Here is a 26,822-nt window from a genome sequence, read left to right as displayed (position 1 = left end):
CTCCGTTGTCAAAAAAACTCGATATCGCTTGCCGCCGGCTTTGCAGCCGGAACCGGACGGGTTTCCATCGCGACGGTCTTCTGGGTTTCGGCACCACTCAACGGGTGCTGGCGCGCTCTGCCCGAAACCGGCCAGAACTCCACCTTTCGGCCAAGGTCTCCGCCCGTGGAGCTGCCGACCACCCGAATGCCTTCATCCTTCAAGAACTGCATCGCGAAGATTGCGTTCTGCTCCCCCACATTGGAGAAGCTTGCAATGGTCTTGGCGCCACCAAAGACCTTTGCTTCCAGACGATCACGGCGTGCCCCCTGCTTGAGCAAGCCGTTGATCAGAAGTTCCATGAGATGCACCCCGTAACGGGTCGCATCTCCACCCCCCATACCCCCTGTACCCGGCAGCAGAAAGTGATTCATGCCGCCGACGCCCGCAACAGGGTCTCTGAGACACGCAGCCACGCACGAGCCGAGGATGGTCGACAGGACCACATCGGGATCATTGGCGATCTTATACTCGCCCTGAATTATGTGTACGCGCTTGGCTGCGGTTTCGATCATTTCAGCGATCCAAATACGGCTTCAATCGCCGCCCTCATCTTGTCGATCGAAAATGGCTTGGCCAGCACGTTGTTGGCGCCAAGCTGGGCAGCCTTCTGCACCAGAGCGCGGTCTCCCTGCGCGGTCAGAATGATGAAAGCGGCCTTCTTCGTCGACGGATTCGTGCGAACCGCCTGAAGGAAACCGAGGCCATCCATCTTCGGCATGTTGAAGTCGGAGATTACCAGATGGTGCGGCTGCTGCTCCATGATCTTCATGCCCTGCTCACCGTCACCGGCGGCAGTGATTTGCTTGAAGCCAAGCTGCGTGAGCGCGTCACTCAGCAACAGGCGGCTGGTGACCTGATCGTCAACGATCAACACTTTTATCTTTTCTGCGAGAGACATTAGTCAGAACCTTCTTTTCGGGCAGCAGTTAGTTTCAGAATTTCTTCGCCGATGGCGTTCAGCGGAAGTTGATGTTCGACAGCGCCAAGCTCGTAAGCCACGCGCGGCATTCCATAGACGACACAGGTTTTCTCGTTCTGGCCGACGGTGCGGGCACCGGCATGACGCATCTTCAAGAGGCCTGCAGCACCGTCGCGTCCCATTCCGGTCAGGATGGCACCGACAGCGTTGCGACCGGCCAGTTCGGCCACTGAATCGAACAGAACGTCTACCGATGGCCGATGGCCATTCACAGGCTCCCGTTCGATCAGTCTGCAGCATGGCGCGGCATGATTAACAACCTGCAAATGGCGGTCACCGCCAGGGGCGAGATAGACCTTACCGGTCTGAAGCCGCGCGCCATCCGTCGCCTCTTCCACCACGGGTGCGCAGAGCCGGTTCAAGCGCTCGGCAAAGCTCTTAGTGAAGGTCGGCGGCATATGCTGGGTAATCACCGTCGGCGGGCAATTGACCGGAAACTTCTGCAAGACGGCGATCAGCGCTTCGACGCCGCCGGTGGAGGAGCCTATGGCAACGATCTTGCGACCGACGCTGTAATTGGTGACCGCAGCCGGTGGTGATGCGGCCGGCCTCTCGGCGGCGACGCTGCGATAGGTACGGTGCTGCGAGCGGGCGGCTGCCTTCACCTTGTCAGCAAGATCCGGAAAGGGCAGGGCATCGCCCGGCACCGGCTTGCCGACACAATCGAAAGCGCCAATTTCAAGCGCTGCCAGAGAGGCGTCCGCGCCGCGATGGGTGAGCGTGGAAACCATGATGACCGGCATGGGGCGCAGGCGCATGATCTTGTCGAGAAACTCAAGCCCGTTCATTTCAGGCATCTCGATATCCAGCGTCACGACGTCCGGATTGAGTTCCTTGATGGCAGCACGCGCTTCCATGGCGTTGCCAGCCTGACCGATGACCTCGACATCGGGGTCAGAGTCGAGGACGGCGGAGATCAAGCCACGCATGGTGGGAGAATCATCGACGACGAGAACGCGGGCGGGCGTGCTCATGCTCGCCTCCCGGCAGACTTACCGATGAATTTGTAAGTCGTGATGCCAGTATTGTCGAACAGCTCCTTGGCTTCGCCGGAAACGCGTTCAGAATGACCGATATAGAGATGACCGCCTTGCGGCAGCAAACCGGCAAAACGCGACCAGATCTTCACCTGCGTCGGCTCATCGAAATAGATGACGACGTTGCGGCAGAAAATCACGTCGAAGCCGCCCTTGAACGGCCATTGCGCCATCAGGTTCAGTTCGTTGAAGGTAATGAGACGCTTGACCTTGTCGCTGATCTGATGCTTGCGCCGTCCGGTAGCATCCACTTCCTGGAACCATTGCTTGCGCATGGCGGGCGTTACGGTTTCCAGTGCACCGTCGTCGTAAAGGCCAGCCCTCGCCTGGGCGAGAATCTTGGGATCGATATCGGTTGCCAGAATTTTGAAGTCGTAATCGGCAGCATTCGGGAAGAGCCCGAGTACCGTCAGGGCGATCGAATAGGGTTCCTGGCCATCCGAGCAGGCAGCGGACCAGATGCGCACGCGTCCGCCGCTCTTTGCCCGTGCGATGAGGCCCGGCAGAACCTCGTCGCGTAGGTGATCGAAATGGTGGTTCTCGCGGAAGAAGCGGGTGAAGTTGGTGGTGAGATGCGACAGCATCTCCCGGCGAGCCGCGGCACCCTGCTCCGAAGAGACCAGTGCGCAATAGTCCTTGAAGCCGGAAAGGCCGAGATTGCGGATATGCTTGGACAGGCGCGAATAGACGAGCGACGCCTTGGTATCATTGAGATAGATACCGGCATCCGCGTAGATCATTGCGGCGATATCCGCCAGGTCGCGACGCGTCAGCGGGAATTCGCCGCTGACGAGCACATCATCCTGTGGTCCACGCTGTTCGTTGAACTTAAGCGCTGTCATTCATCACCAACTTTTCAGCCTGTTGCCGCGAGCGACATTTCTTGTTTCAGGGACTGGCCGCGCGAGGCGCCGACAACGGCATCCACGTCGAGGATCAGGGCGACGCGGCCATCACCAAGGATGGTTGCGGCAGCGATGCCCGGAACATGGGTGTAGTTGGCTTCAAGCGACTTGATGACCACCTGACGCTGCCCCTGGATGGCATCGACCATCAGGGCGCGCTGGCCGCCACCTTCGGATTCCACCAGAAGCGCCACGCCATCGACCGGGTTGGCCTGTGTGGCACGGAAGTTCAGGATCCGGCCGACATCCACCAGCGGGCAGAAGGAGTTGCGGATCGAGATCAGCCGCTGATTGGAGCCGAAGGAATGGATATTCTGCGCTTCCGGCTGAAGCGTCTCGACGATCGCCGTCAAAGGCACGACCAGCGTCTGGCCCGCAACCGTGACCACCATGCCGTCGAGAACGGCCAGTGTCAGCGGCAGGCTCATAGTGAAGGTGGAGCCGAGACCGGGACGGGACGAAATGCTGATGCGGCCACCGAGTGCCTGGATCGAACGCTTGACCACGTCCATGCCGACGCCACGTCCGGAAATGTCCGAAATCTTGTCGGCGGTGGAGAAGCCCGGTGCGAAGATGAGGTTATCGATTTCCTCATCCGTGAGGTTTGCATCTGCCGAAATCAAATCGTTGTCGATCGCCTTCTGGCGCACACGCTCACGGTTGATGCCGGCGCCATCGTCCTGCAACTCGATCAGGATGCGGCCCGAACGATGCTTGGCGGTCAGCTTTACGGTGCCTTCCGGGTTCTTTCCGGCGGCCTCGCGCTTTTCCGGCGTCTCAATGCCGTGATCGACGGCGTTGCGGATCATGTGGGTTAGAGGCTCGGCCAGCTTGTCGATGACCGTCTTGTCCACTTCGGTGTTTTCACCTTCGGTGATCAGGCGGATCTGCTTGCCGATCATGTCGGCAACTTCGCGGACGATACGCGACATGCGCTGGAAGACCGGCTTCACCGGCTGTGCGCGGATCGCCATGACGCTGTCCTGGATTTCGCGCGTCAGTTGCTGAAGCTCTTCCAGACCCATGTTGACGGCAGATGTACCCGTCGTGTCGTTTTCGATGACGCTCTGCGACAGCATCGCCTGGTTGATGACGAGCTCGCCGACGAGGTTGATCAGGCGGTCGACGCGGTCGAGATCGACGCGGATCGTCTGGCCAGCGCTCGCATTGTTGGCAGCGTTGGCGGCATTTGCCGCAGCAGCGGGCGACGCCGCCTCGCGCTTTTCGACGGCAGCGGCAACAGCCTGGGTCACTTCCGTTGCAGCCGATGCGGTGGCGACAGCCTTGGCAACGACCGGCTCGTCTATCGAGGCTGGCTGAACCGCAGGCTCCTCATGGACCTCTTCTTCCAGAACGGAAAGATCGAAGGGCACCGGGATCATCGGCAGTTCTTCATCGGCCGCCACTTCGTCTTCGGCCATCACGATGTCGAGTTCGCAATCCCACTCGGCAAATTCGAAGACGGAGCGGATGCCCTCTTCGCCCTTGTCGGTCTTGATTGTGATCTTCCAGAAGAAGTAGGCACCCTCCGGATTGATGTCATCGAGCGATGGCAGCGTGCTCATATCGCAATTGACGCTCATCTCGCCGATGCGGGCGAGATCGCGCAAAAGCAGGGCCGATTCATTGCCCTTGGAATAGAGGGCTGCCGACGGCTTGAACGTGACATTGAAGGTCGGCGTTTCCATCAGCGGAATGGCCGCATCCTCGAAATCGCCGAAGGAGAAGGCGATCGGCTGGAAGCCGCTCTCATCTGTCGGAGCAGGTGCTGTTGCCGGCGGGGGCACGACGGCTGCTTTCGCTGCCGGCTTGGGAGCGGCCGGTTCAGCTGCAGATGGCGTGATCGTCTCACCGTTGGCCAGAGCCTCCAGTTCCTTGACGAGGCCGCGGGTACGGCTTTCCTCGACGCTGCCGCCGTCGCGGGCAGCGTTTGTCAAATCGGCGAGAACATCCGCCGATTTCAGCATCACTTTCAGGACATCCTGATTAGGATCGAGCTTGTTGGAACGAACGCAATCGAGCGTGGTTTCGAAGACGTGCGCGAAAGCCACCAGTTCATCGAGACCGAAAGCACCGGCTCCACCCTTGATGGAATGAACGGCACGAAAGACGGCATTTACGGTTTCCGGATCCCGGTCGCCGTCATTCAGTTTAAGAAGTCCCGATTCCAGTTCTGCGAGCTGTTCCTCGCATTCCTGGAAGAAGATTTCTTTGATTTCGTTCATATCCATCGTGAATGATCCCGTATCAGGCAGTTACACGTTCAATGGCATCGATCAGTTTTACGGGGTCGAAGGGCTTGACGATCCAACCGGTCGCGCCAGCCTGACGGGCACGGTTCTTCTTCTCGGCATCGCTTTCGGTGGTCAGAACGAGGATTGGAACCGCACGGTACTTTTCGTTGCGGCGAACGCCCTCGATGAAACCGAAACCATCAAGGCGCGGCATGTTGATATCCGTGACGATGACGTCCGGATTGCAACCTTCCAGAACTTCCAGACCTTCGACGCCGTCTTCGGCCTGAATGGTCTCGAAACCGGCATTGTTGAGCGTGACCAGCAGCATGTTGCGGATCGTGCGGGAGTCGTCGACTGTGAGAACTTTTTTCTTCATGACTATATCTCCTTCGGGAGCATATGATCGATATCGACACCGATCAGTTTAAGGGTTTTATCAAAGGCTTCAGAGGCCTTTGAAAATGTGAATTGCTTGCCATCAGCCTCCCAGGCCTTGATGCCAGCCATTAATATCTGGACGCATTGTGCGCCGACACGCTCGACCTCGGAGGCATCGACCGTAACCGGCTTGCCCCTGAGTTCTTTCAATTTTCCGTGCAAGACGGATGCTTGATTGAGGTCCAGCACAGGTGACAATTTCAGTGTCGAATGCGCTGCTGTCCTGCCTGCCATCAAATGACTCCTTGGCGTTTGTATTGATGCTGCGCATGGCCGTAATCCATGCGCTCGGGGCGCATGACGGTCGCATTGGTTCTTCTCGGCTCCGGCGCGATAGCCTCGTCGGCGTAGGCCTGGCGGGCGATACGGAACTCACGCACCGTGCGGCCGAGTTCGAGAATGACTGTGTGAAGATCATCGGCTTCCGCAGCCGATGAGGACAGGCGATCGGCGGCGCGATGTGCGTCCGTGCCAATGGCGTCCAGTTCGATGGACACATGGTTGAGATGACCGGAATGCTCGCCCGTGCGGCGCGCGACATCGCCGATCATGTCGCTGATACCGGAAACCTGACGCACCACGCCTTCAATGGCTTCCTGGGTGCGATGAACCATGCGCACACCTTCGTCGACCTGTGTCTTCGTGCCGTTGACAAGGTTCTTGATTTCGCGCGCAGCTTCAGCAGATCGCTGCGCCAGTGCCCGGACTTCCTGCGCGACGACGGCAAAGCCGCGGCCGCTTTCCCCCGCGCGTGCGGCTTCGATGCCGGCATTCAGCGCCAGGAGATTGGTCTGGAAGGCGATTTCGTCAATAGAGCCGATGATGCGGCCGATCTGCTCTGCCGATTGCTCAATGTCCGACATGGCGCTAATCGCTTCGCCGACGGCCATGCCACTTTCGGTGGCGGCATTGCGTGCCTGCGAAACTGCCGATTCCGCAGCTGAAATACGGTCACTGCTGTCACGGACATCGTGGATCACCACACCGAGGCGCTGTGAGGCATCGGTGAGGCGGCGCGACTGTTCCGTCGATACAGTTGCGAGACCGGCATTTTCCCGCGACATCCGCTCGGTAACCGTCTGCGCTTTGTGAACGCTTTCGCGGGTGGCGGCCATCGAGTGACCGATCCGCTCCATCGCCGCGTTGAACGCTTCGGCGATCTCGCGATAGGCCTCTGGCAATTCGCCGCCGATGCGGGCCGTCAGATCGCCAGCGGCAAAGGCATTGAGTGCGTCGCCAAATACCGTAACAACCTCGGCCTGATCGCTCTCACGCTGACGGGCAAGCTCTTGCGTGTGGCGGATGCGCAATTCGTTGAAACGGAGGGAGACGGCGATCTCGGTATCGACCATGACCAGCCGGATGACGGATTTCACCGCCTCGGCCAATTCCTGGTGGCGCTTGCGTGCGCCGGGCAGCAGCGAGCGCGGCGGATGCTGCGCAATCAAGCCTGCCAGCAGATTTTCCAGCACGACAGCGCGACCTGCGACGCTCCAGCGTGGATCAAGACCCATGCGGCTCTCGGTATCGGAGAGAACCTTGACGCGTTCGGCATAGAGCGCGTCGAAGCGTGCATCGGTCAGCACCGACCAGTGCGCCGTCTGCATGTCGTGCAGACGTTCGATCTGATTGTCGCTCTCGAAGGATGGCGAACAGTCCGGCAGGGACTGGAAGCGCACCATCAGGTCACGAAGTCCCGCCTTCAGATGCGGTTCGAGCATGGTGCGGTAACGGCGCAGCAGATCGCACTGGTCCTGATCAAGACCAGCAAAACGCAATCGGCCAGCCAGGCTGCCGCCCGTTGCCCTTCGCGAATGATCTGTTGGCAGGTCCTGCCCCAAATGACGTCCCCAATGGTTCACCGGCTAGACCGGCAGATGACGGTTAAGAGAACGCCAGTATCCTTGAGGGATGTTCACGACATGGGCATCCGTTAACGGACGCCTCACAAGCGTTAGCTGAGCCTTCTGCAACCAAACGGAATACCGGATCAACCCGGTACGGCAGTGCGGCATCATGCCTGAAAGGAGAGTCGCTCCCCATTTCGCCGTGAAATACGAGTAATCTTTATGGTTAATTCCTTGCCTGAAGGTTAAGAATCTTAATTTCAGAGCATGATTGTTAAAATATGTCATTGATTTTGGGGGCGGGTCGGCGAGCGGAAAGTTTGGTTTCCAGCGTTCGCGATATCTCGCCGGTTTTTTATCTTTTTCGCCCTCGCGCGCTGGACAAGCCTTGCGCCATTACCCTAAGATAATCAATATGATATTTGCTTAGACGTGATGGCTTTACGCGTGTTACCCAACACTTTTGGGCGGTATTGCGGTGACATCACGCAGTGAAACACGGCGCTGGAGCATATCTGAAAGATCGCGACACGATTTAGCTGAGGCGACACACGTAGGAGGTAACGATTTTGCCATGGATGGGACGACATCGCGGTCTTCCGCACCATCCTGTCAGGTTGATGAACCTCCTCGTCGCGGGCATGCTGGTTTTCTTCGGCGTCCCAGCCTTGGCAAGCTCAAGCTCCGCCCTCAAGCTTCAACGTCTGGAACGTTCCTGTGTCTCCGGTGAAGACCGAGGTTTCTCGTCTCTGGAGCAGCCTCTCGCGCAGCCTGGATTGATCCCTTGCCGCTACACCGGCAGTTTTCCCGTTCACGATTTTGTTGACGCATTTTTATCCGCTCCAGGGGTGGTAACGGCATACATCAAAACCCAGATTGGGTTCGACCCGGCGCGATCGATTTTGTGTCCGGTTCACCACGTCCGTGTGACTTCACCGCGCGGGCCTCCCGTAAAAGACCTGTCCTAGTCCGCCGGACTGCCGTTTCTTTGTTGGAAGGATTGGCATCTCTGGCGGAAACAACCGCGGAATGTTTTAACACCAGAGAAAATTGCCATACTGTATGAGACTTGACGTCATCCTTCCCATTTTGATCGCCCTTCCCTTTATTGGCAGCATCGCCACTGCCATGATGCCGCGCAGTGGTGCGGCCCGTGGGCCAGCAGCCGTTGCAGGCGGTATCGCGCTTTTCGGTCTCATCTCCACGATTTTTCTCTACACCAGTGTCACCAACGGCCAGGTGCTCAAATATGATGTGGAATGGCTGCCGCAGCTTGGCCTGAACTTCACGCTTCGACTGGATGGCTTTGCATGGATGTTCATGGGGCTGATCACCGGCATCGGTTTTCTCGTGGTGCTCTACGCCCGCTACTACATGTCGGCAGAAGATCCCATCCCGCGTTTCTTCGCCTTTCTTCTGGCTTTCATGGGGTCGATGCTTGGCATCGTTTTGTCGGGCAACGTCATTATCCTGTCGATCTTCTGGGAGATGACCAGCATCTTCTCCTTCCTTCTGATCGGTTATTGGCACAACAATGCCACGGCGCGTGACGGCGCGCGTATGGCTTTGACGGTTACGGGTATTGGCGGCTTCTGCCTTCTCGCTGGTCTGCTGGTCCTGGGGCACATTGCGGGAAGCTACGATCTCGATGCGATTATCGCCAAGGCCGCAGACGTTAAAGCACACCCGCTCTATCTGACGGCCCTTGTTTTGATCCTGATCGGCGCTCTGACCAAGAGCGCGCAGTTTCCCTTCCACTTCTGGCTGCCCAATGCCATGGCGGCGCCGACACCTGTTTCAGCCTATCTGCATTCTGCGACCATGGTGAAGGCCGGTGTCTTCCTGCTGGCAAGGCTCTGGCCGGTTCTTGCTGGCACGCAGGAGTGGTTCTGGCTCGTGGGCTTTGCCGGCATTACCACGCTTCTGCTCGGCGCCTATTTCGCCATGTTCCAGCAGGACCTGAAGGGGTTGCTCGCCTATTCCACCATCAGCCATCTCGGCCTGATCACCACGCTTTTGAGCCTTGGAAGTCCGCTGGCAGCCGTTGCGGCGATCTTCCACATGGCAAACCACGCTACTTTCAAAGCGTCGCTCTTCATGGCGGCCGGCATTATCGACCATGAGACGGGCACGCGCGACATGCGCAGATTGAGCGGGCTCTATCGCTATCTGCCGGCGACTGCCACCCTTGCCATGGCCGCAAGTGCTGCCATGGCAGGTGTCCCGCTTTTCAACGGCTTCCTCTCCAAGGAAATGTTCTTTGCCGAAGCCATCGAGACCCATGCGGACTCGCTGCTCGACAAGGCGCTTCCCTATGTCGCGACCCTTTCCGGCGCCTTTGCGGTGGCCTACTCGCTGCGCTTCATCCACACCGTGTTCTTCGGGCCGCCGCCCAGCGACATTCCCAATCCTAACCCTCACGAACCCCCACGCTGGATGCGTTTTCCGGTCGAGTTCCTTGTGCTTGCCTGCCTGATCGTCGGCGTGGTGCCAAGCCTTTCCGTCGGGCCATTCCTGCATACGGCTGTTTTGTCGGTCCTCGGACCCCAGACTCCGACCTATAGCCTTGCGATCTGGCATGGTTTCAACCTGCCACTGATCATGAGTATCGTTGCCCTAATCGGCGGTGTCGCGATTTATGCCCTTCTTGGGGATTACTTTTCCAAATGCGATGACGGTCCGCCGATCTTCCGGCACCTGAAAGGTCAGCGCATCTTCGAGCGCATCATCGTCACCGTTTCGTGGAAGTGGGCGCGTTGGCTGGAAAGCACGCTTGGCACGAGGCGGCTGCAGCCACAGTTGCGTATCCTCGTGTTCGTCGCGCTCGTTGCCGGTTTCTCGCCGCTGGTCTCGTCGCAGTTTTCGCTCACCCTTCCGAGGGTTACGTCCTTCGACCCGATCTTTGCGGTTCTTTGGGGCATCGGCATGATTGCGGCCATGGGTGCTGCCTGGCAGGCGAAGTATCATCGCCTTGCCGCACTCGTGATGCTCGGTGTTTCCGGTCTCGTCACCTGCCTGACCTTTGTCTGGTTGTCCGCTCCCGACCTCGCCATCACGCAACTGCTCGTCGAAATCGTCACGCTGGTGCTGATCCTGCTCGGTCTTCGCTGGCTGCCGAAGCGCGTCGTGAAGGTTGATAACAACAACGAACTGCCCGCGCAGCTTCGTCGCGGTCGCGACTTCCTGCTGGCCGTCTTCTGCGGCATCGGCATGACGGTGATTGCCTATGCGGTGATGACACTGCCCGTGCCGAACACCATTGCCAACTACTTCCTTGAGAGGGCCTATAGCGAAGGCGGCGGTACCAATGTGGTCAACGTCATCCTCGTCGATTTCCGCGGCTTCGATACGATGGGCGAGATCGCTGTTCTGGCGATTGTCGGTCTGACCGTCTTTGCTCTGCTCCGTCGTTTCCGTCCGGCGCAGGACAGTGTCGGCCTGCCTGAGCAGCAGCTGATCCAGAACGCCTTCGATGCCGAAAGTCCCGAGCGCAGCAAAGGCGATACGGTGCGCGACTATCTGCTGGTGCCTTCGGTCATCATGCAGTGGATGTTCCCGGTCGTCATCACCTTCTCGATCTTCCTCTTCATGCGCGGTCATGACCTTCCAGGCGGCGGGTTTGCGGCGGGCATCACCATGGCGATTGCCTTCCTGCTGCAATATCTGGCAGGCGGCACCCGCTGGGCGGAAGACCGCATCCGCATCCTGCCGCTGCGCTGGATGGGCTTCGGTCTGTTGATGGCGGCATCGACCGGCATGGGATCGTGGTACTTCGGCTATCCGTTCCTGACGTCCTATTTCCAGTATACGGAAATCCCCTACATCGCGAAAATGCCGACAGCGTCCGCCCTGCTCTTCGATCTTGGGGTCTTCTCGCTCGTGGTCGGCTCCACGGTTCTGATTTTGATAGCACTGGCGCACCAATCATTGCGTAACTACAAGGTACGCACACCCGACGCCGCCAAAGCGGAGGATGTGTAATGGAGCTCATTCTAGCCATCGGCATCGGCGTGATGACGGGATCGGGCGTCTGGCTCATCCTGCGTCCACGCACCTATCAGGTCATTGTCGGCCTCTCGCTGCTGTCCTATGCCGTCAACCTGTTCATTTTCGGGGTGGGTGGCATCAAGACGAATGCGCCGCCGGTTCTGCTTGACGGGGTTTCCGTCTCGCAGCTCGCCGACCCCGTGCCGCAGGCGCTGGTTTTGACGGCGATCGTCATCGGCTTTGCCACGACGGCCCTCTTTCTCGTCGTGCTTCTTGCAGCGCGTGGCCTGACAGGCACTGACCATGTGGACGGGAGGGAGAGCAAGTGAACTCATTCCCATCCCACATCGTGATCGCACCCATTCTGGTGCCTTTGATCACCGGGGCAATCCTGCTCTTCATCGATGAGCGCAAGCGCAAGACGAAGGCCGCGATCAGCTTCATTTCCACCCTGGTGCTGCTCGCCGTTTCCATTGGCCTTTTCATCGAAGTCAATTCGACGGTGAACACCGAAATCGCGGCGATCATCTCCACCGGCGTCTATCTTCTCGGCAACTGGCCTGCCCCTTTCGGCATCGTGCTGGTGGCGGATCGGCTCTCGGGGCTGATGGTGCTTCTGGTGTCGCTATTGGCGATCCCGTCGCTCGTCTATTCACTGGCCAAATGGCACAAGTCCGGCGCCCATTTTCATTCGCTCTTCCATCTGATGCTGATGGGCGTGAATGGTGCCTTTCTGACGGGCGACCTCTTCAACCTCTTCGTCTTCTTCGAAGTGATGCTTGCGGCGTCCTACGGTCTGCTGCTGCATGGCTCCGGTCAGTTGAGGGTGAAGGCCGGCCTGCATTACGTCGCGATCAACCTCGTTGCCGCGCTCTTCTTCCTGATCGGCGTCAGCTTGATCTATGGTGTGACTGGCACGCTCAACATGGGCGATCTGGCGCAGAGGATTGCCGGTCTCAATCCTGACCAGCGCATGCTACTGGAGACCGGGGCCGCCGTGCTTGGCATTGCCTTCCTCGTCAAGGCCGGCATGTGGCCGTTGAACTTCTGGCTGCCTTCGGCCTATGGCGCTGCCTCTGCTCCTGTCGGCGGCATCTTCGCGATCATGAGCAAGGTGGGCATCTATGTCATTGCACGGCTGTCCTTCCTGCTCTTCGGCCAGACGGCGGGGGATTCTGCCGGCTTCGGCCACGACGCACTGCTGATCGGCGGCATTGCCACGATCGTCTTCGGTACGATCGGCGTGCTGGCCTCCCAGGCCCTTGGTCGTCTTGCCGGCTTTTCGGTGCTCGTCTCTTCGGGAACGCTGCTTGCAGCCATGGGCACGGGTAATCCGATGGTGGCGGCCGGTGCGCTCTACTATCTGGTTAGCTCCACCCTCACCATCAGCGCTTTCTTCATGCTGATCGAACTGGTGGAACGCGGCCAGGATGCGGGCGCAAACGTTCTTGCTGTAACCATGGAAGCCTATGGCGATGGTGAGGAGGAGGAAGAGCAAGAGGAGGTCGGGGTGACGATGCCCGGCACCATGGCGGTGCTCGGCATCTGCTTTGCCGCCTGCGGCATTCTGCTTGCCGGCTTGCCGCCCCTCTCCGGCTTCATCGCCAAATTTTCCATGCTCTCCGCCATCCTCAATCCGCAAGGCATGGGCGCCGATAGCGAAATCTCGACGCTCTCCTGGTGGATCGTGTTCCTCATCGTGTTCTCCGGCCTTGCGGCTCTGATCTCGATGACGCGCGCCGGCATCCGCACCTTCTGGGGCTCTCTCGAAGGCACGGTTCCGCGCGTCTTCGTCATCGAAATTGCACCCGTCATGCTGCTTCTTGGCCTGACACTTGCCATGACCGTGCAGGCCGGTCCGATCATGCGTTACATGCAGGAGACCGCACGCATTCTCGACCTGCCGGAAAGCTATATCCAAGGTGTTATGACGGCACCGCGGGCGGGTGATGCCGGGGAGGCTGCGCAATGATCCGCTATATTCTCCCCTACCCGCTGTTGACGCTATCGCTGATCATCTTCTGGATGACGATCAACAGCTTTTCGCCTGGGCATCTTGTGCTCGGAACAGCGGTGGCGCTGATCGCTTCGTGGTCGATGGCGTCTCTTCGACCCGCCAAACCGAGGATCCGCAGCTGGAGCGCGGTGGTGAAGCTGGCCTTCATCGTGCTTTACGATATCATCCGGTCGAACATCGCCGTCGCAACGCTGATCCTGTTCGGGCGCAAGAGGAGCAGCAAGTCCGGCTTCCTCACCATCCCGCTCGATATTCGCGATCCGCTGGGTCTTGCGCTTCTGGCGATCATCCTGACGGCAACGCCGGGCAGCGCGTGGCTGGAATACAACTCGTCACAAGGCACGCTATTGATCCATGTGCTCGACAATGTCAGCGAAACCACCTGGATCAACCTCATCAAGAACCGATATGAAAAAATGCTGATGGAGATATTCGAATGAGTTCGATTATCCTTTTCTGGTCATTCTCCGTGGCCCAAATCTTCCTGGCAATTGCCATGTCGATATCCGTCTATCGCATCGCGATCGGCCCACGCGCGCAGGATCGTGTGCTCGGTGTCGACACGCTTTATGTCAGCTCCATGCTGCTTTTGATGACCTTCGGATTGCGCACCGGCAACGATATCTATTTCGAGGCTGCACTTCTGATGTCGATCCTCGGCTTCGTCTCGACGGTAGCCCTATCCAAATTCCTGATGCGTGGGGAGGTGATCGAATGATCGATGCTGGCGAATTCCCGCTTTGGGCAGCCATTCTCGTTGCCTTCTTCGTCCTGCTCGGCTCATCGCTGACGCTGATCGGCACGATCGGCTTTGCCAAGCTGCAGAGCTTCTATGAAAGGCTGCATGCCCCCACGCTCGGCACCAGCTGGGGAACGGGCGGTATAGCCATGGCCTCCATCATCTATTTCTCGGTGTCCGGCGGACGCTTCGTCTTCCACGAAATCTTCATCGGCATTTTCATGACGATCACGACGCCGGTCTCGCTGATGCTCCTCGGCCGCGCAGCACTTTATCGCGACCGCGCCGAACAGAACCCGAGCAAGCCGGACAAGCTGTAAAGAAACAGAACGGGCTTGGACGCGGCAGCTGGCCCGCCCTGATGTCCCCGTCAGACGCCGCTTGCCGGAATTCCGGAGCGCTGCACCTTGCGCGGTGCAGTCAGTTCCTTCCAGGTGGAGAGCGCTTTTGCCGGCGCCGTCAGCGGCGGGCGGGAAACGAAGCGGCCATGGCCTTCCCGGCTTTTCATCGCGCCTTCCTCGACGGCAACCTGACCGCATGTGAGCGTAAAGCGCGGCAGACCCATAACCTCCTTACCCTCGAAGACATTGTAGTCGATCGCCGATTGCTGGCTTGCAGCGGTGATCGTCTTGCCGCGGTTTGGATCCCAAACCACGAGGTCGGCATCCGCGCCGACGAGGATTGCCCCCTTCTTCGGATAGATGTTGAGGATCTTGGCTATATTGGTTGAGGTGACCGCGACGAACTCGTTCATGGTCAGTCGCCCGGTGCTGACGCCATACGTCCACAGCATCGGCAGCCGATCTTCCAATCCGCCGGTACCGTTCGGGATCTTGCGGAAATCACCAAGGCCTGTGCGTTTCTGCTGCGTGGTGAAGGCGCAATGGTCCGTCGCCACGCATTGCAGCGAGCCTGCAGCAAGCCCGGCCCAGAGGCTGTCCTGATGCGCCTTGCTGCGGAAGGGTGGAGACATGACGCGGCGAGCGGCATGGTCCCAATCCTTGTCGAAATACTCGCTTTCATCCAGCGTCAGATGCTGGATCAGTGGCTCGCCATAGACGCGCATGCCCTTCTGCCGTGCGCGGCGGATGGCTTCGTGGCTCTCCTCGCAGGAGGTATGGACGATATAAACGGGGCAGCCCGCCATATCGGCGATCATGATCACACGATTGGTGGCCTCGCCTTCCACCTCCGGCGGGCGGGAATAGGCATGTGCCTCCGGGCCGTCGTTACCCTCAGCCATCAACTTGGCCTGCATCTGCGCGACCACATCGCCGTTCTCGGCGTGGACCAGAGGAAGCGCCCCGAGCTCGGCGCAGCGCTGGAACGACGAGAACATCTCATCATCATCCACCATCAAGGCACCCTTATAGGCCATGAAGTGTTTGAAGGTGTTGATGCCCTTGTCGCGAACGATCGTCTCCATCTCGTTGAAGACCTGCTCGCCCCACCAGGTGATCGCCATGTGAAAGGAGTAGTCGCAGGCCGCACGCGAGGTCTTGTTGTCCCACATGGTCAATGCCTCAAGCATGGACTGTCCGGGGTTTGGCAGAGCGAAGTCCACGACCATGGTGGTGCCGCCGGCCAGCGCCGCACGCGTGCCGCTATCGAAATCATCGGCCGAATAAGTGCCCATAAAGGGCATTTCCAGATGCGTGTGCGGATCGATACCGCCCGGCATCACGTAGCAGCCTGTTGCATCGAGTTCCTCGCCGCCCTTCAGGTTCGGTCCGATCTCGGCAATTATTCCGTTCTCGATGCGGATGTCGGCCTTATAGGTGAGATCGGCGGTAACGATGGTGCCGTTCTTGATGATGGTCATGATTGCTCCCCTTATTGCGAAGTCCGGCTGCCTGTTGCTCTATTCCACAAGCCCCGCGGTCTCCAGGACAGCATGAAACAGCACATCGCAGCCAGCCGCTGCCCAGTCTTTGGAAATTTCTTCTGCCTCATTGTGCGACAGGCCGCCAACGCAGGGGCACATGATCATGGTGGCGGGCGCGACCTTCGCCGCCCAGCAGGCATCGTGTCCGGCACCGGAGATGATATCGAGGTGCGAATATCCCAGCTTTTCCGCCGAGCGGCGCACCGTATCGACCAGCACAGGATCGAAAGTCACAGGGTCGAAATGACCGACGACCTCAACCGAGCAGCCGACGCCGATCGCTTGGCATATCTCAGCGGCTTCCGCCTCGATGCGCTCGCGCATGCGGTTCAGCTTGGCGAGGTCGGGTGTACGGATATCGACGGTGAAGACGACTTGACCGGGCAAGACATTGCGGGAATTGGGCGAAAAGATCACCTGGCCGACACCGCCGACCGCACCGGGCTGGCTCTCCATTGCCACTGTCTGTACCATCTCGATGATGCGCGACATCGCAAGACCCGCATTGACACGCATGGTCATGGGCGTGGAACCGGTATGGGCCTCCTTGCCGGTCAGCGTGAACTCCAGCCACCACAGCCCCTGGCAATGGGTGACGACGCCGATCGTCTTGTTTTCGGCCTCCAGGATCGGTCCCTGCTCGATATGATATTCGAGATAGGCGTGCATCTTGCGTGCACCCACCTCTTCCTCGCCCAGCCAGCCGATGCGCTTCAGTTCGTCGCCGTAGGTATTGCCTTCAGTATCCTTGCGCGAATAGGCATGCTCCAGCGTATGGACACCGGCAAAGACGCCGGAGGCGAGCATGGCGGGCGCGAAGCGGGCGCCCTCCTCATTGGCCCAATTGGTGACGACGATCGGGTGCTTTGTGCGAATGCCGAGATCATTCATGGTCCGCACGACCTCGAGGCCCGCCAGCACGCCCAGGACTCCATCGAACTTGCCGCCGGTTGGCTGGGTATCGAGATGGGAACCGACATAGACCGGCAGCGCCTCAGGGTCTTCGCCGGCGCGTGTCGCAAACATCGTCCCCATCTTGTCGACACCCATGGTGAGCCCTGCGGCCTCGCACCATGATTGGAAAAGAGCACGGCCTTCAGCATCCGCATCGGTCAGCGTCTGGCGGTTGTTGCCGCCAGCAATGCCGGGACCGATCTTCGCCATATCCATCAACATGTCCCAGAGCCTGTCGGCATTCACGCGCATGTTTTCGCCGGGCGCAGCCATAGCGTCTTCCTTCCAATGCTTGCGCATGTAGCGGTCCCTTGGAACCAGTACCGTGCGTCGTTCCCATCTTTGACCGACTGGTGCGGACGGTTATCCGTTCCCGCACCGTGACCTGTTTTTGTTGGTGTGCGTCTCACGCAAAATCGCGATTCGCCATCACTGAAAGTTACATGATGTTGTCGCGGTGAAAAGCTTCCCTCTCTTGCATCGGCTATCGGACTTCAAGCGTGCCATGCAAAGCGTTCGCTCTTTGGCTTAACGCATGTCGAAGATGGCAGCAGCCACGGCGACTTCGGTTCCCGCAAGACCGACCGAGCAGAACAGAGTGGTCTGATCCGAGGATGTCCGGCTCGCGATGCGACCTGCGACAATATCCGACAACTCGACCATGCGTTGCTCCTGGCCAGACCCCTCAAGGAAGAAGGGCGCGCCGTATGAGCGCGTCTGTTCGGAAGAGTCCGTTGCAATGATGCTAGCGACATCGGCAATACTCAATCCCAATTCATGCGCTTCAATCGTCTTGGGACCGACAGTGTTGACATGTGCGCCGGGCTTCAGATCGGATATATCGACGACGGGCTGTGAGCTGGATGTCGCGCAAATCACGATATCTGCATCGCGAACAGCATCCTTTACGCGCGCCACAGGTTCGACGTCGACGCCGAGTTCAATCTGCATTTCACTGGTGAAGGCGATGCGGTTCTTCGCATCACGACTATAGACATAGGCCTTCGAGATTGAGCGCACGCATGATGCGGCTGCCAACTGCATTCTTGCTTGAGCCCCGCTCCCTATCACGCCGATGACGCTGGCCTGTGGGGAACTGAGGTGGTGGATCGCCACACCGCCTATGGCACCGGTCCTGATCGCGCCCAGGCGCTCACCGACAACAATGCCCTTTAGTCGAGCATCATCAGCCGACCAGACGGCCACGAGCTGGGCGTGCGCATCTCCGTTGAACGTGTCGTAGACACGAAAGCCTGCAAGCGGTCTGTCGCCGGTGAGGCCTCCCACGGTAAAAACCAGATCTCCATGATCCCCAAACGCAACGTGGTGGCGAGGCGGCGAGACCGCTTTGCCCAAGGCACGGGCCAACAAGAATCCTTCGACGGATTCGATCGCTACTTTCATCAAGGTATAGCCTGCCAGATCGTCGTCATTCAGAACTATCGCCATTGGGTGGCCACTCCTGTCCGTTTGGATGACGTTGCGACCTCAAGGGCGGTTGAGGTCAAGAGTGTTTTTCGAATGCGCTCTTTCGATCTCTCGTCGTCGGGGCCTGGGACGTAGGCGTGCTGGCAGCAGGTCGCCCCGACGCTTCGGCCTGCCACCCATCTTTATGTTTTCCTTATGCTGGTACTCCATCTTCCCAATCGAAATCTGACGAAGATAAGGATCATCATGCGCTCCTGACATAACAGGAGAACACCATGCCCGATGTCCTTTTTCTGGCGCTCGGCTTCGGCACGCTGATCGTGCTGGCGCTTTATGCGCGCGCCCTCAACCGGTTTTGAGAGGCTGCGCCATGCTGGAACCCATCTTCGGCCTCGTCGTGGCGATTGCGCTCGGCGTCTACCTCATCATCACCCTGCTGCGTCCGGAACGCTTCTAATTTTCCTGGAGAAATCCCATGACAATTCTCGGGTGGCTGCAGATCAGCCTCCTTTTCATCGCCGTGCTTCTGGTTATCAAACCGCTCGGCCTTTACATGGCGCATGTGTTCAATGGTGAGCGGACCTGGTTGACGCCGATCCTCGCTCCCATCGAACGCGGTCTTTACGCCGCGGCAGGCGTTGACCTCAAGAAGGAGCAGAGCTGGCTTGGCTACACGCTGTCCATGCTCGCCTTCTCCATTGCCAGCTTTCTCGCACTCTATGGCATCCTGCGGCTCCAGGCTTTCCTCCCTTTCAATCCGCAGGGTTTTGGCAATGTGGAGCCGGGCCTTGCCTTCAACACTGCCGTCAGCTTCGTGACCAACACCAACTGGCAGAACTATGCCGGCGAGGCGACGATGAGCAACTTCAGCCAGATGGCTGGATTGACGGTGCAGAACTTCCTTTCTGCTGCGGTCGGTATGGCCCTTGCCATTGCTTTTACTCGCGCCTTCGTCCGCTCGCAGGCCAGCACGCTCGGCAATTTCTGGGTCGATATGACACGCGCCACGCTCTATGTGCTGCTGCCGATTGCGGTCATCGTCGCGCTCGCCTTCGTGGCGATGGGCTTGCCGCAGACGATGGATGCCAGCGTCACGGCGACCACGCTTGAGGGAAGCCAGCAGGTCATCTCGCTCGGGCCCGTTGCCAGCCAGGAAGCGATCAAGCAGCTCGGCACCAATGGTGGCGGCTTCTTCAACGCCAATGCCGCCCATCCCTTCGAGAACCCGACAGCGCTTGCCAACTATCTCAACATATTCGCGATGCTCGCCATTTCAGCGGCCTTTATCTACACCTTCGGCCAGATGGTCGGCAGCCGCCGCCAGGGCTGGGTGTTGCTCTCCGCAATGGCCGTTCTGCTGATCGCGGGCGTTGCTACCGTCTACTGGGCCGAAAGTGCCGGCAATCCAATCCTGACCTCCATCGGCGTCGATGCCGCACAGGGCAATATGGAGGGCAAGGAAGTCCGCTTCGGCCAGGCCATGACCGCACTTTATGCGGCTGTTACCACAGGTCTCTCGGATGGCGGCGTCAACGGCATGCTCGGTTCCTTCACCGGGCTTGGCGGCTTGGCTCCGATGTTCCTTATCCAGCTTGGCGAGGTTCTGCCGGGCGGCGTCGGTTCCGGTCTCTATGGCATGCTCGTTTTTGCGCTTCTGTCCGTCTTCGTCGCGGGTCTGATGGTCGGTCGCACACCAGAATTCCTCGGCAAGAAGATCGAGGGTCGCGAGATGAAATTCGCCATGCTGGCGGTTCTCATCCTCCCCACCGTCATTCTCGGTTTCACCGCCGTTTCCGCCATGCTGCCTTTTGCCGTTGCCAGCATCGGCACCGCCGGTCCACACGGGCTTTCGGAAATCCTCTATGCCTTCACCTCTGCGGCCGGCAATAACGGTTCAGCTTTCGGTGGACTTTCCGGCAATACCGGCTGGTACAACACCACGCTCGGCATCTCGATGCTGCTTGGCCGCTTCGCCTATGTCGTACCGGTCATGGCGATTGCCGGATCGCTTGCCGCCAAAGTCCGAGTTCCGGCCTCCAGCGGTACCTTTCCAACGGACGGCCCTCTGTTTGTCGGCCTTCTCATCGGCATCATCCTCATTCTCGGCGGGCTGCAATTCTTCCCCGCACTCGCACTCGGCCCCATCGTCGAACATTTCGCGATGCTTGCCGGCCAGACTTTCTAGAAAGTAAAAAGATGTCCGCACATCCACATTCATCGGCTCCAGCAAGACCGGGTCTCTTCGACCCAACCATCGTCGGACCGGCCATCAAAAACGCCTTCATCAAGCTTGATCCCAGGCAGTTGATGCGCAATCCGGTGATCTTCGTTACCGAGATCGTCGCGGCGGTCGTGACCATCTTCTTCATCCGCGATCTTCTTGCCCAGAACGGCACGGCCGTCTTTTCCGGCCAGATCGCAGCCTGGCTCTGGTTCACCGTGCTGTTCGCCACCTTCGCCGAAGCCGTGGCGGAAGGACGCGGCCGTGCCCAGGCCGACAGCCTCAAGCGTACCCGCTCGGACCTCTCCGCCCGCCGCCTCAGCGCAGATGGCAAAGAGGAAAGCATCGCGGCCACGATGCTCAAGGTCGGCGACATCGTCATCGTCGATGCGGGCGAACTCATTCCCGGCGATGGTGAAGTCATCGAAGGCGTGGCCTCGGTTAATGAAAGCGCGATCACAGGGGAATCGGCTCCCGTCATCCGGGAATCCGGCGGCGACCGCTCGGCTGTTACCGGTGGCACGCAGGTTCTCTCCGACCAGTTGAAAATCCGCATCACCACGCCGCCCGGCGCAAGCTTCGTCGATCGCATGATTGCCCTGATCGAAGGTGCGGAGCGCCAGAAGACGCCAAACGAGATTGCGCTTTCGATCCTGCTTTCTGGACTAACGCTTGTCTTCCTGATCGTCGTCGTCACTGTCTGGGGGCTTGCCGGATATTCCGGCACGCTGGTGTCCGTTACCGTCCTGGCAGCGCTTCTCGTCACGCTGATCCCGACCACCATCGGCGGTTTGCTCTCGGCCATCGGCATTGCCGGCATGGATCGTCTCGTGCGCTTCAACGTGATTGCCACCTCAGGCCGCGCGGTGGAAGCCGCAGGCGATGTCGATACGCTTCTGCTCGACAAGACCGGCACCATCACCTTCGGCAATCGCATGGCGACGGATTTCATTCCCGTGCCGGGCGTGCCGGCTGAACAGGTGGCGGAAGCGGCTCTCCTCGCCAGCCTTTCAGACGAAACACCGGAGGGTCGCTCCATCGCAGCACTTGCGACGGGCGAGTTCGGCATTGCCTCGCCCAAGGTGACCGTCGATGCCGTCATCCCCTTCTCGGCGCAGACGCGTCTGTCCGGCGTCGACACAAACGGCAAGTCTTTCCGCAAGGGCGCCATTGACGCGATCCTGAAGTTCGCCGATGCCGCCGATGGCAAAGCGCCGGCCGAATTTCACCAGGCCGTGGACCGTATCGCCCGCACAGGCGGCACGCCCCTCGGCGTTGCCGAGGGCAACCGCCTGCTTGGTGTGATCCATCTGAAGGATGTGGTCAAACCCGGCATCAAGGAGCGTTTTGCCGCGCTGCGCGCCATGGGTATCCGAACCGTCATGGTCACGGGTGACAACCCCGTTACCGCAGCGGCGATTGCCTCCGAAGCGGGTGTGGACGACTTTCTGGCGGAAGCGACGCCGGAAGACAAGCTCGACTACATCCGCCGCGAACAGAAGGGCGGCCGGTTGATTGCCATGTGCGGCGATGGCACCAACGATGCACCAGCACTGGCGCAAGCCGATGTCGGCGTTGCCATGCAGACCGGGACGCAGGCTGCACGCGAAGCTGCCAACATGGTGGATCTCGATTCCAGCCCGACCAAGCTCATCGAGATCGTCGAAATCGGCAAGCAGCTGCTGATGACGCGCGGTTCGCTGACGACGTTTTCAATTGCCAACGACGTGGCGAAGTATTTCGCAATTATCCCGGCGCTTTTCGTCACGACCTATCCGGCGCTCGGTATCCTCAACATCATGGCGCTGGCCTCACCGCAATCGGCCATCCTCTCGGCGGTCATTTTCAACGCGCTGATCATCATTGCGCTGATCCCGCTGGCGCTGAAGGGTGTGGCTTATCGCCCCGCCGCGGCAGCGTCGCTTCTGCGCCGCAACCTGCTTGTCTACGGCCTCGGCGGTCTGCTGCTGCCCTTTGCCGGTATCAAGGTCATCGATATCGCGGTCTCCGCACTTCATCTGGTGTAATCATGCTGAACCAAATTCGTCCCGCCATTGTCATCCTGGCCTTCTTCATCGCGCTGACTGGTCTCGGTTATCCGCTGGCGATTACCGGCATCGCGCAAGCGCTGATGCCCGCGCAGGCCAACGGGTCGCTGATCCGCAATGGCGATACCGTCATCGGCTCCAGCCTGATTGGCCAGACCTTTACCTCCGATCGCTACTTCTGGCCGCGTCCATCCGCGACCAGCCCAGATGCCTACAACGCCGCCGCTTCCTCTGGCTCCAATCTTGGTACCACATCTGCCAAGCTGAAGGACCGGGTTGCTGGCGACGTTGTACGGCTGAACGGTGCGGGTATCGCTTCGCCGGTTCCAGCCGACGCGGTGACCACCTCTGGATCGGGTCTGGACCCGCATATCACGCCGGATTTCGCTGCCGCCCAGGTGGAGCGGATTGCCAAGGCACGCGGCCTGCCTCCTGAAGCCGTGAAAGCGCTGGTCGAACAAAAAACCGAAGGGCGGCTCCTGGGGATTATCGGCGAACCCCGTGTGAATGTGCTAGAGTTGAACCTTGCGCTCGATGCGCTGAAGAGCTGAGACGAATGGCGTCACATGACCGTGAGGGCTTGAACAGGCCCGATCCCGATGCATTGCTTGCCCTGGCGGAGAAAGACCGCCGGGGCAAGCTCACTCTATTTTTAGGCGCTGCCCCGGGCGTCGGTAAGACTTACACTATGCTCGCGCGCGCGCGCCGGCTGAAAGCCGATGGCATGGAGGTCATGGTCGGCCTTGTCGAGACCCATGCACGGGCGGAGACTTCCGCGCTGCTTGAAGGTCTCGACGTTCTGCCCAGGCTTGAAATCGATTATCGCGGGAAGACGCTCAAGGAATTTGATCTGGATGCAGCGCTTGCCCGCAAGCCTGGCGTCATCATCGTTGATGAACTCGCTCATTCCAACCCGGACGGATTCCGCCATCCCAAGCGCTATCAGGATATCGAAGAACTGATTGCGGCGGGTATCGATGTCTGGACGGCGCTTAATATCCAACATCTCGAAAGTCTCTCCGATCTCGTTTCGCAGATCACCGGCGTTACCATTCGCGAACGGGTGCCGGACACGGTTTTGAAGCGCGCGGACGATGTGGTGCTGGTGGATCTTCCGCCGGGAGAACTCATCCAGCGACTGAAGGAAGGTAAGGTCTATCTGCCGGAGAGCGCCACACGTGCTACCGATCGCTTTTTCCGGCTTGGCAATCTGACGGCGCTCCGCGAGCTCGCTCTTCGCCGCACGGCAGACCGGGTGGACGATCAGATGGTCGACTATCTGCGTCAGAACGCCATCGAAGGCCCTTGGGCGACAGGCGAGAGGCTGTTGGTTTGTATTGGACCGGATGCGCTGTCCGACAAGGTGGTGCGCGTGGCGAGCCGTCTTGCCTCAGGGCTCAACGCGCCCTGGACCGTGGTCAGCATGGCGCGGGACGATCAGGAGACCATGGACGAGGACAGTCTCAGGCGGATCGACGAGGCCTTCCGCTTTGCCGAAAAGCTGGGAGCCGAGACGCGACACGTCACCGGCAACGATTTCGTCACGGAAATTCTGAAACTCGCGCGGCGCGAACATGCCACCCAGATCGTTATCGGTTCTCAGCGCCGAAGGTGGCTGTCCAATCCATTTCGGCCCAGCCTTTCCGACGCCCTGGCGAAGGAGGCGAGCGGCATTGGTCTCCATCTCGTCACCACGGATGCAGCCAAAGCGCCGGGTGTGCCGACCCGCAAGAAGAAGGGCTTTCAGCTTTCCGCCCTCTCCCGGTCCTTGATCTGCGCCATTGGTGCGGTCGCAGTCGCGACGCTGGCCGGTTTGGCACTGGACCAGTTCACCCATCTGCCGAATATCTCTCTTCTGTTTCTCCTCGCGGTTCTGGGCGCCGCATCCGCCGCTGGTTTCATGGCGGCCTTGATGGCCGCAATCGTTTCGGCGCTGGCCTACAACTTCTTCTTCATTGCCCCGGTCGAGACCTTCACCATCGCCTCGCCGCATGAGGTCTTTGCGCTTGTAGTCTTCATCGTGGCGGCACTGATCGTAGGCAGTCTTGCATCGCGCATTCGCGAGCAGGCGCACGCGGCTCGTCAACGCGCCGCCGACATGCAGGGGCTCTATGATTTTTCCCGCAAGCTTGCCGGCACGGCGAAGCCGGAAGAAGTCCTGTGGGCTTCGGTCACGCAGTTGCAGGGCAGTATAGGCCGTCACGTGGTCATGCTTCTGCCCAAAGGCGACGATCTGGAGGTGGTGGCGGCTTGGCCGCCCGATACCGAACTTGGCGTCTCAGAGCTTACGGCGGCGCGGTGGGCAAGCAGCCGATCGGAGCCTTCCGGTTTCGGTACAGGCACGCTTCCCAATGGGCGCTTCCAGTTCCGTCCGCTGACCAGCCCGCACGGTATCGTCGGTGTCTGCGGCTTCGAACTCGGAGCAAACGGGCTTGATTCCAATGCCGAGCGGAAGCTCGCCGCCATTCTCGACCAGGCGGCGACAGCCATTGACCGCGCGCGCCTTTCTTCCGAGAGCGCCGAGCAGGCGGCGAGGCTGGAAGGCGAGCGCTACCGGGAAGCATTGCTATCTTCCATTTCTCACGATCTGCGCACGCCGCTCGCCACGATCACCGGCTCGGTCACCAGCCTGCGGGAATTGGGCGATCGCATGTCGCCGGAAAGCCGCGACGATCTTTTGCAATCCATCGAAGAGGAAAGTGCGAGGCTCAGCCGTTTCGTCGCCAATCTTCTGGACATGACCCGCATCACTGCCGGGACCTTGCAGGCGAAGCGGGACTGGGTGGATGTGGCCGATGTGATCCGATCCGCGGTAGAGCGCGCGCGCAAGTATTTTCCGTCGCAGAGCTTCGAGACAGGTATTGCCAAAGACTTACCGGTTATCCGCGCCGATTCGGTTCTGCTCGGCCAGGTGCTGTTCAACCTTCTGGACAATGCCGCGAAATATGGCGGAGGCGAGCCGGTCAATGTCTATGCGAGGCGCGACGGAGACGAGATCGTCGTTTCCGTCACCGACAATGGTAAGGGCATCCCTGCCGAAGACCTCGACCGCATCTTCGAAAAATTCTATCGTCGCTCCCGGTCAGATGGGCGCTCTCCAGGCACGGGGCTTGGTCTTTCCATCGCGCGAGGCTTTATCGAGGCCATGGGCGGGCGAATCCATGCGGAAAGCCCGGCGGTGAAAAAGCGCGGAACACGCGTCGTCATGCGTTTTCCGGTGAATGACAAAAGCGAAGGCAGGCAGAAGCAATGACCTTGGGACGCATTCTGGTGGTGGATGACGAGCCGCAGATCCGTCGCTTCCTGCGCCCAGCGCTGGCTGCCGCTGGATACGATGTGATTGAAGCGGAGAACGGCGCTGATGCTATCAAGGCGGCGGCGACCGCTGCGCCCGATGTGATCATTCTCGATCTCGGCCTGCCGGATATGGATGGCAAGGACGTCATCGCCAATCTTCGCGGCTGGTCGACACTGCCAATCATCATTCTCTCGGCCCGCGACCGCGAAACCGAAAAGATCGCCGCGCTCGATCTGGGCGCCGACGACTACATCGAAAAACCATTCGGCATCGGCGAGTTGACCGCGCGGATTCGCACTGCCATGCGGCATGTCGGTAAGTCCGAGAGCCCGCCCTCCTCTGTCGAGGCGGATGGCTTATCCATCGATACCCAGCGCCGTATCGTCGCGCGTGACGGTGTGAGCATCAAGCTGACGCCGAAGGAATATGATCTCCTCACGCTTCTGGCACACCATTCCGGGCGCGTCGTAACGCATCGCACGCTTCTGACATCGGTCTGGGGTCCGGCACATGGAGAGGACCTGCATTATCTTCGAGTCTTCATCGGCCAGTTGCGACAGAAGATCGAACGGGATGCTGCCCAGCCGAAAATCATCCAGACGGAATCAGGAGTCGGCTATCGTTTCGTGACGGAATGATTGGGAAGATTTGAGAGCGTCAGACAGCCTTCTGACAACTGCTTGGCAGTGCCTGCCCATCAGCCTAGGGGGGCTGATGGGCCTTGACTGGAGTCAACAGACGAAGCTTTTGGCTGTGGATC

At 59.6% G+C, this 26,822-nt stretch carries 23 protein-coding genes; 12 read left to right on the top strand and 11 right to left on the bottom strand.

The genetic code is table 11. The features are described from left to right. Window positions 1–8 precede the first annotated feature (8 nt). From cheD to QE408_RS10620, 8 genes are read right to left on the bottom strand one after another with little or no spacing between them, the layout of a single operon-like run. Window positions 9–554, bottom strand: a complete 546-nt coding sequence (gene cheD / locus QE408_RS10655; protein ID WP_306930970.1) for a chemoreceptor glutamine deamidase CheD — start codon at window positions 552–554, stop codon at window positions 9–11. Continuing rightward, window positions 551–940: a chemotaxis response regulator CheY2 gene (gene cheY2 / locus QE408_RS10650; protein ID WP_062425091.1), complete on the bottom strand. Its 390-nt coding sequence runs from the start codon at window positions 938–940 to the stop codon at window positions 551–553. The genes cheD and cheY2 overlap by 4 nt, the downstream gene beginning before the upstream one ends. Beyond that, entirely contained in the window at window positions 940–1,995 is a 1,056-nt protein-coding gene (gene cheB, locus QE408_RS10645; RefSeq protein WP_306930968.1) for a protein-glutamate O-methylesterase CheB, read from the bottom strand. The genes cheY2 and cheB overlap by 1 nt, the downstream gene beginning before the upstream one ends. After that, window positions 1,992–2,900 carry a protein-glutamate O-methyltransferase CheR gene (gene cheR / locus QE408_RS10640; RefSeq protein ID WP_306930965.1) on the bottom strand — a complete coding sequence of 303 codons (909 nt, stop codon included), beginning with the start codon at window positions 2,898–2,900 and terminating at the stop codon, window positions 1,992–1,994. Before cheR ends, cheB begins: the two co-directional genes overlap by 4 nt. A gap of 14 nt (window positions 2,901–2,914) precedes the next feature. Then, a complete protein-coding gene (locus tag QE408_RS10635; RefSeq protein ID WP_306930963.1) occupies window positions 2,915–5,194 on the bottom strand; it encodes a chemotaxis protein CheA in 2,280 nt (759 codons plus the stop codon). A 16-nt stretch (window positions 5,195–5,210) separates the two neighbouring features. Next, window positions 5,211–5,576, bottom strand: coding sequence for a chemotaxis response regulator CheY1 (gene cheY1 / locus QE408_RS10630; RefSeq protein WP_062425087.1), 366 nt, complete (start codon window positions 5,574–5,576; stop codon window positions 5,211–5,213). A 2-nt stretch (window positions 5,577–5,578) separates the two neighbouring features. Beyond that, entirely contained in the window at window positions 5,579–5,872 is a 294-nt protein-coding gene (locus QE408_RS10625; protein WP_306930960.1) for an STAS domain-containing protein, read from the bottom strand. Beyond that, window positions 5,872–7,479, bottom strand: coding sequence for a globin-coupled sensor protein (locus QE408_RS10620; RefSeq protein ID WP_306930959.1), 1,608 nt, complete (start codon window positions 7,477–7,479; stop codon window positions 5,872–5,874). Before QE408_RS10620 ends, QE408_RS10625 begins: the two co-directional genes overlap by 1 nt. A 1,068-nt stretch (window positions 7,480–8,547) precedes the next feature. Here QE408_RS10620 and QE408_RS10615 point away from each other — a divergent pair. Genes QE408_RS10615 through mnhG form a run of 6 tightly spaced genes read left to right on the top strand, consistent with a single transcriptional unit; the run spans window position 8,548 to window position 14,548 of the window. Beyond that, on the top strand, window positions 8,548–11,466 hold the full coding sequence (locus QE408_RS10615; protein WP_306930958.1) for a monovalent cation/H+ antiporter subunit A: 2,919 nt from the start codon (window positions 8,548–8,550) through the stop codon (window positions 11,464–11,466). Continuing rightward, complete coding sequence (locus QE408_RS10610) at window positions 11,466–11,801, top strand: Na+/H+ antiporter subunit C (protein WP_062425083.1); 336 nt, start codon at window positions 11,466–11,468, stop codon at window positions 11,799–11,801. Before QE408_RS10615 ends, QE408_RS10610 begins: the two co-directional genes overlap by 1 nt. After that, window positions 11,798–13,444: a monovalent cation/H+ antiporter subunit D gene (locus QE408_RS10605; protein ID WP_306930953.1), complete on the top strand. Its 1,647-nt coding sequence runs from the start codon at window positions 11,798–11,800 to the stop codon at window positions 13,442–13,444. The genes QE408_RS10610 and QE408_RS10605 overlap by 4 nt, the downstream gene beginning before the upstream one ends. After that, complete coding sequence (locus QE408_RS10600) at window positions 13,441–13,929, top strand: Na+/H+ antiporter subunit E (protein ID WP_306930951.1); 489 nt, start codon at window positions 13,441–13,443, stop codon at window positions 13,927–13,929. Before QE408_RS10605 ends, QE408_RS10600 begins: the two co-directional genes overlap by 4 nt. Beyond that, window positions 13,926–14,207 (top strand): K+/H+ antiporter subunit F, encoded by a 282-nt coding sequence (locus tag QE408_RS10595; RefSeq protein WP_113266253.1) that lies wholly within the window; start codon window positions 13,926–13,928, stop codon window positions 14,205–14,207. The genes QE408_RS10600 and QE408_RS10595 overlap by 4 nt, the downstream gene beginning before the upstream one ends. Beyond that, a complete protein-coding gene (mnhG, locus tag QE408_RS10590; protein ID WP_306930949.1) occupies window positions 14,204–14,548 on the top strand; it encodes a monovalent cation/H(+) antiporter subunit G in 345 nt (114 codons plus the stop codon). The genes QE408_RS10595 and mnhG overlap by 4 nt, the downstream gene beginning before the upstream one ends. Before the next feature lie 50 nt (window positions 14,549–14,598). On the opposite strand, the gene hydA is transcribed toward mnhG, so the two are convergent. The 3 genes from hydA to QE408_RS10575 all read right to left on the bottom strand — a co-directional run bounded on the left by hydA (window position 14,599) and on the right by QE408_RS10575 (window position 18,516). After that, a complete protein-coding gene (gene hydA, locus QE408_RS10585) occupies window positions 14,599–16,053 on the bottom strand; it encodes a dihydropyrimidinase (protein WP_306934765.1) in 1,455 nt (484 codons plus the stop codon). 36 nt (window positions 16,054–16,089) lie between these two features. Continuing rightward, a complete protein-coding gene (locus tag QE408_RS10580; RefSeq protein WP_306934764.1) occupies window positions 16,090–17,340 on the bottom strand; it encodes a Zn-dependent hydrolase in 1,251 nt (416 codons plus the stop codon). A 255-nt stretch (window positions 17,341–17,595) separates the two neighbouring features. After that, the gene (locus QE408_RS10575) at window positions 17,596–18,516 is read right to left on the bottom strand and encodes an ornithine cyclodeaminase family protein (RefSeq protein ID WP_306930947.1); all 921 of its coding nucleotides are present in this window, start codon (window positions 18,514–18,516) and stop codon (window positions 17,596–17,598) included. Between the two features lie 349 nt (window positions 18,517–18,865). Between QE408_RS10575 and kdpF the strand changes: the two genes are divergently transcribed. From kdpF to QE408_RS10550, 6 genes are read left to right on the top strand one after another with little or no spacing between them, the layout of a single operon-like run. Continuing rightward, window positions 18,866–18,952 (top strand): K(+)-transporting ATPase subunit F, encoded by an 87-nt coding sequence (gene kdpF, locus QE408_RS22985; RefSeq protein WP_082447277.1) that lies wholly within the window; start codon window positions 18,866–18,868, stop codon window positions 18,950–18,952. 18 nt (window positions 18,953–18,970) lie between these two features. Then, the gene (gene kdpA, locus QE408_RS10570) at window positions 18,971–20,680 is read left to right on the top strand and encodes a potassium-transporting ATPase subunit KdpA (protein ID WP_306930944.1); all 1,710 of its coding nucleotides are present in this window, start codon (window positions 18,971–18,973) and stop codon (window positions 20,678–20,680) included. Between the two features lie 11 nt (window positions 20,681–20,691). Beyond that, window positions 20,692–22,743: a potassium-transporting ATPase subunit KdpB gene (gene kdpB, locus QE408_RS10565; RefSeq protein WP_306930942.1), complete on the top strand. Its 2,052-nt coding sequence runs from the start codon at window positions 20,692–20,694 to the stop codon at window positions 22,741–22,743. A gap of 2 nt (window positions 22,744–22,745) precedes the next feature. Continuing rightward, window positions 22,746–23,315, top strand: coding sequence for a potassium-transporting ATPase subunit KdpC (kdpC, locus tag QE408_RS10560; protein WP_306930940.1), 570 nt, complete (start codon window positions 22,746–22,748; stop codon window positions 23,313–23,315). A 5-nt stretch (window positions 23,316–23,320) separates the two neighbouring features. Beyond that, entirely contained in the window at window positions 23,321–26,017 is a 2,697-nt protein-coding gene (locus QE408_RS10555; RefSeq protein WP_306930939.1) for a sensor histidine kinase, read from the top strand. Further along, window positions 26,014–26,700: a response regulator gene (locus QE408_RS10550; RefSeq protein ID WP_306930937.1), complete on the top strand. Its 687-nt coding sequence runs from the start codon at window positions 26,014–26,016 to the stop codon at window positions 26,698–26,700. The genes QE408_RS10555 and QE408_RS10550 overlap by 4 nt, the downstream gene beginning before the upstream one ends. Window positions 26,701–26,822 lie beyond the last annotated feature (122 nt).

The organism is Agrobacterium larrymoorei (genome assembly GCF_030819275.1).
GTDB classification, from domain to species: Bacteria; Pseudomonadota; Alphaproteobacteria; order Rhizobiales; family Rhizobiaceae; genus Agrobacterium; species Agrobacterium larrymoorei_B.
This window is presented reverse-complemented; position numbering and strand designations above follow the sequence as displayed.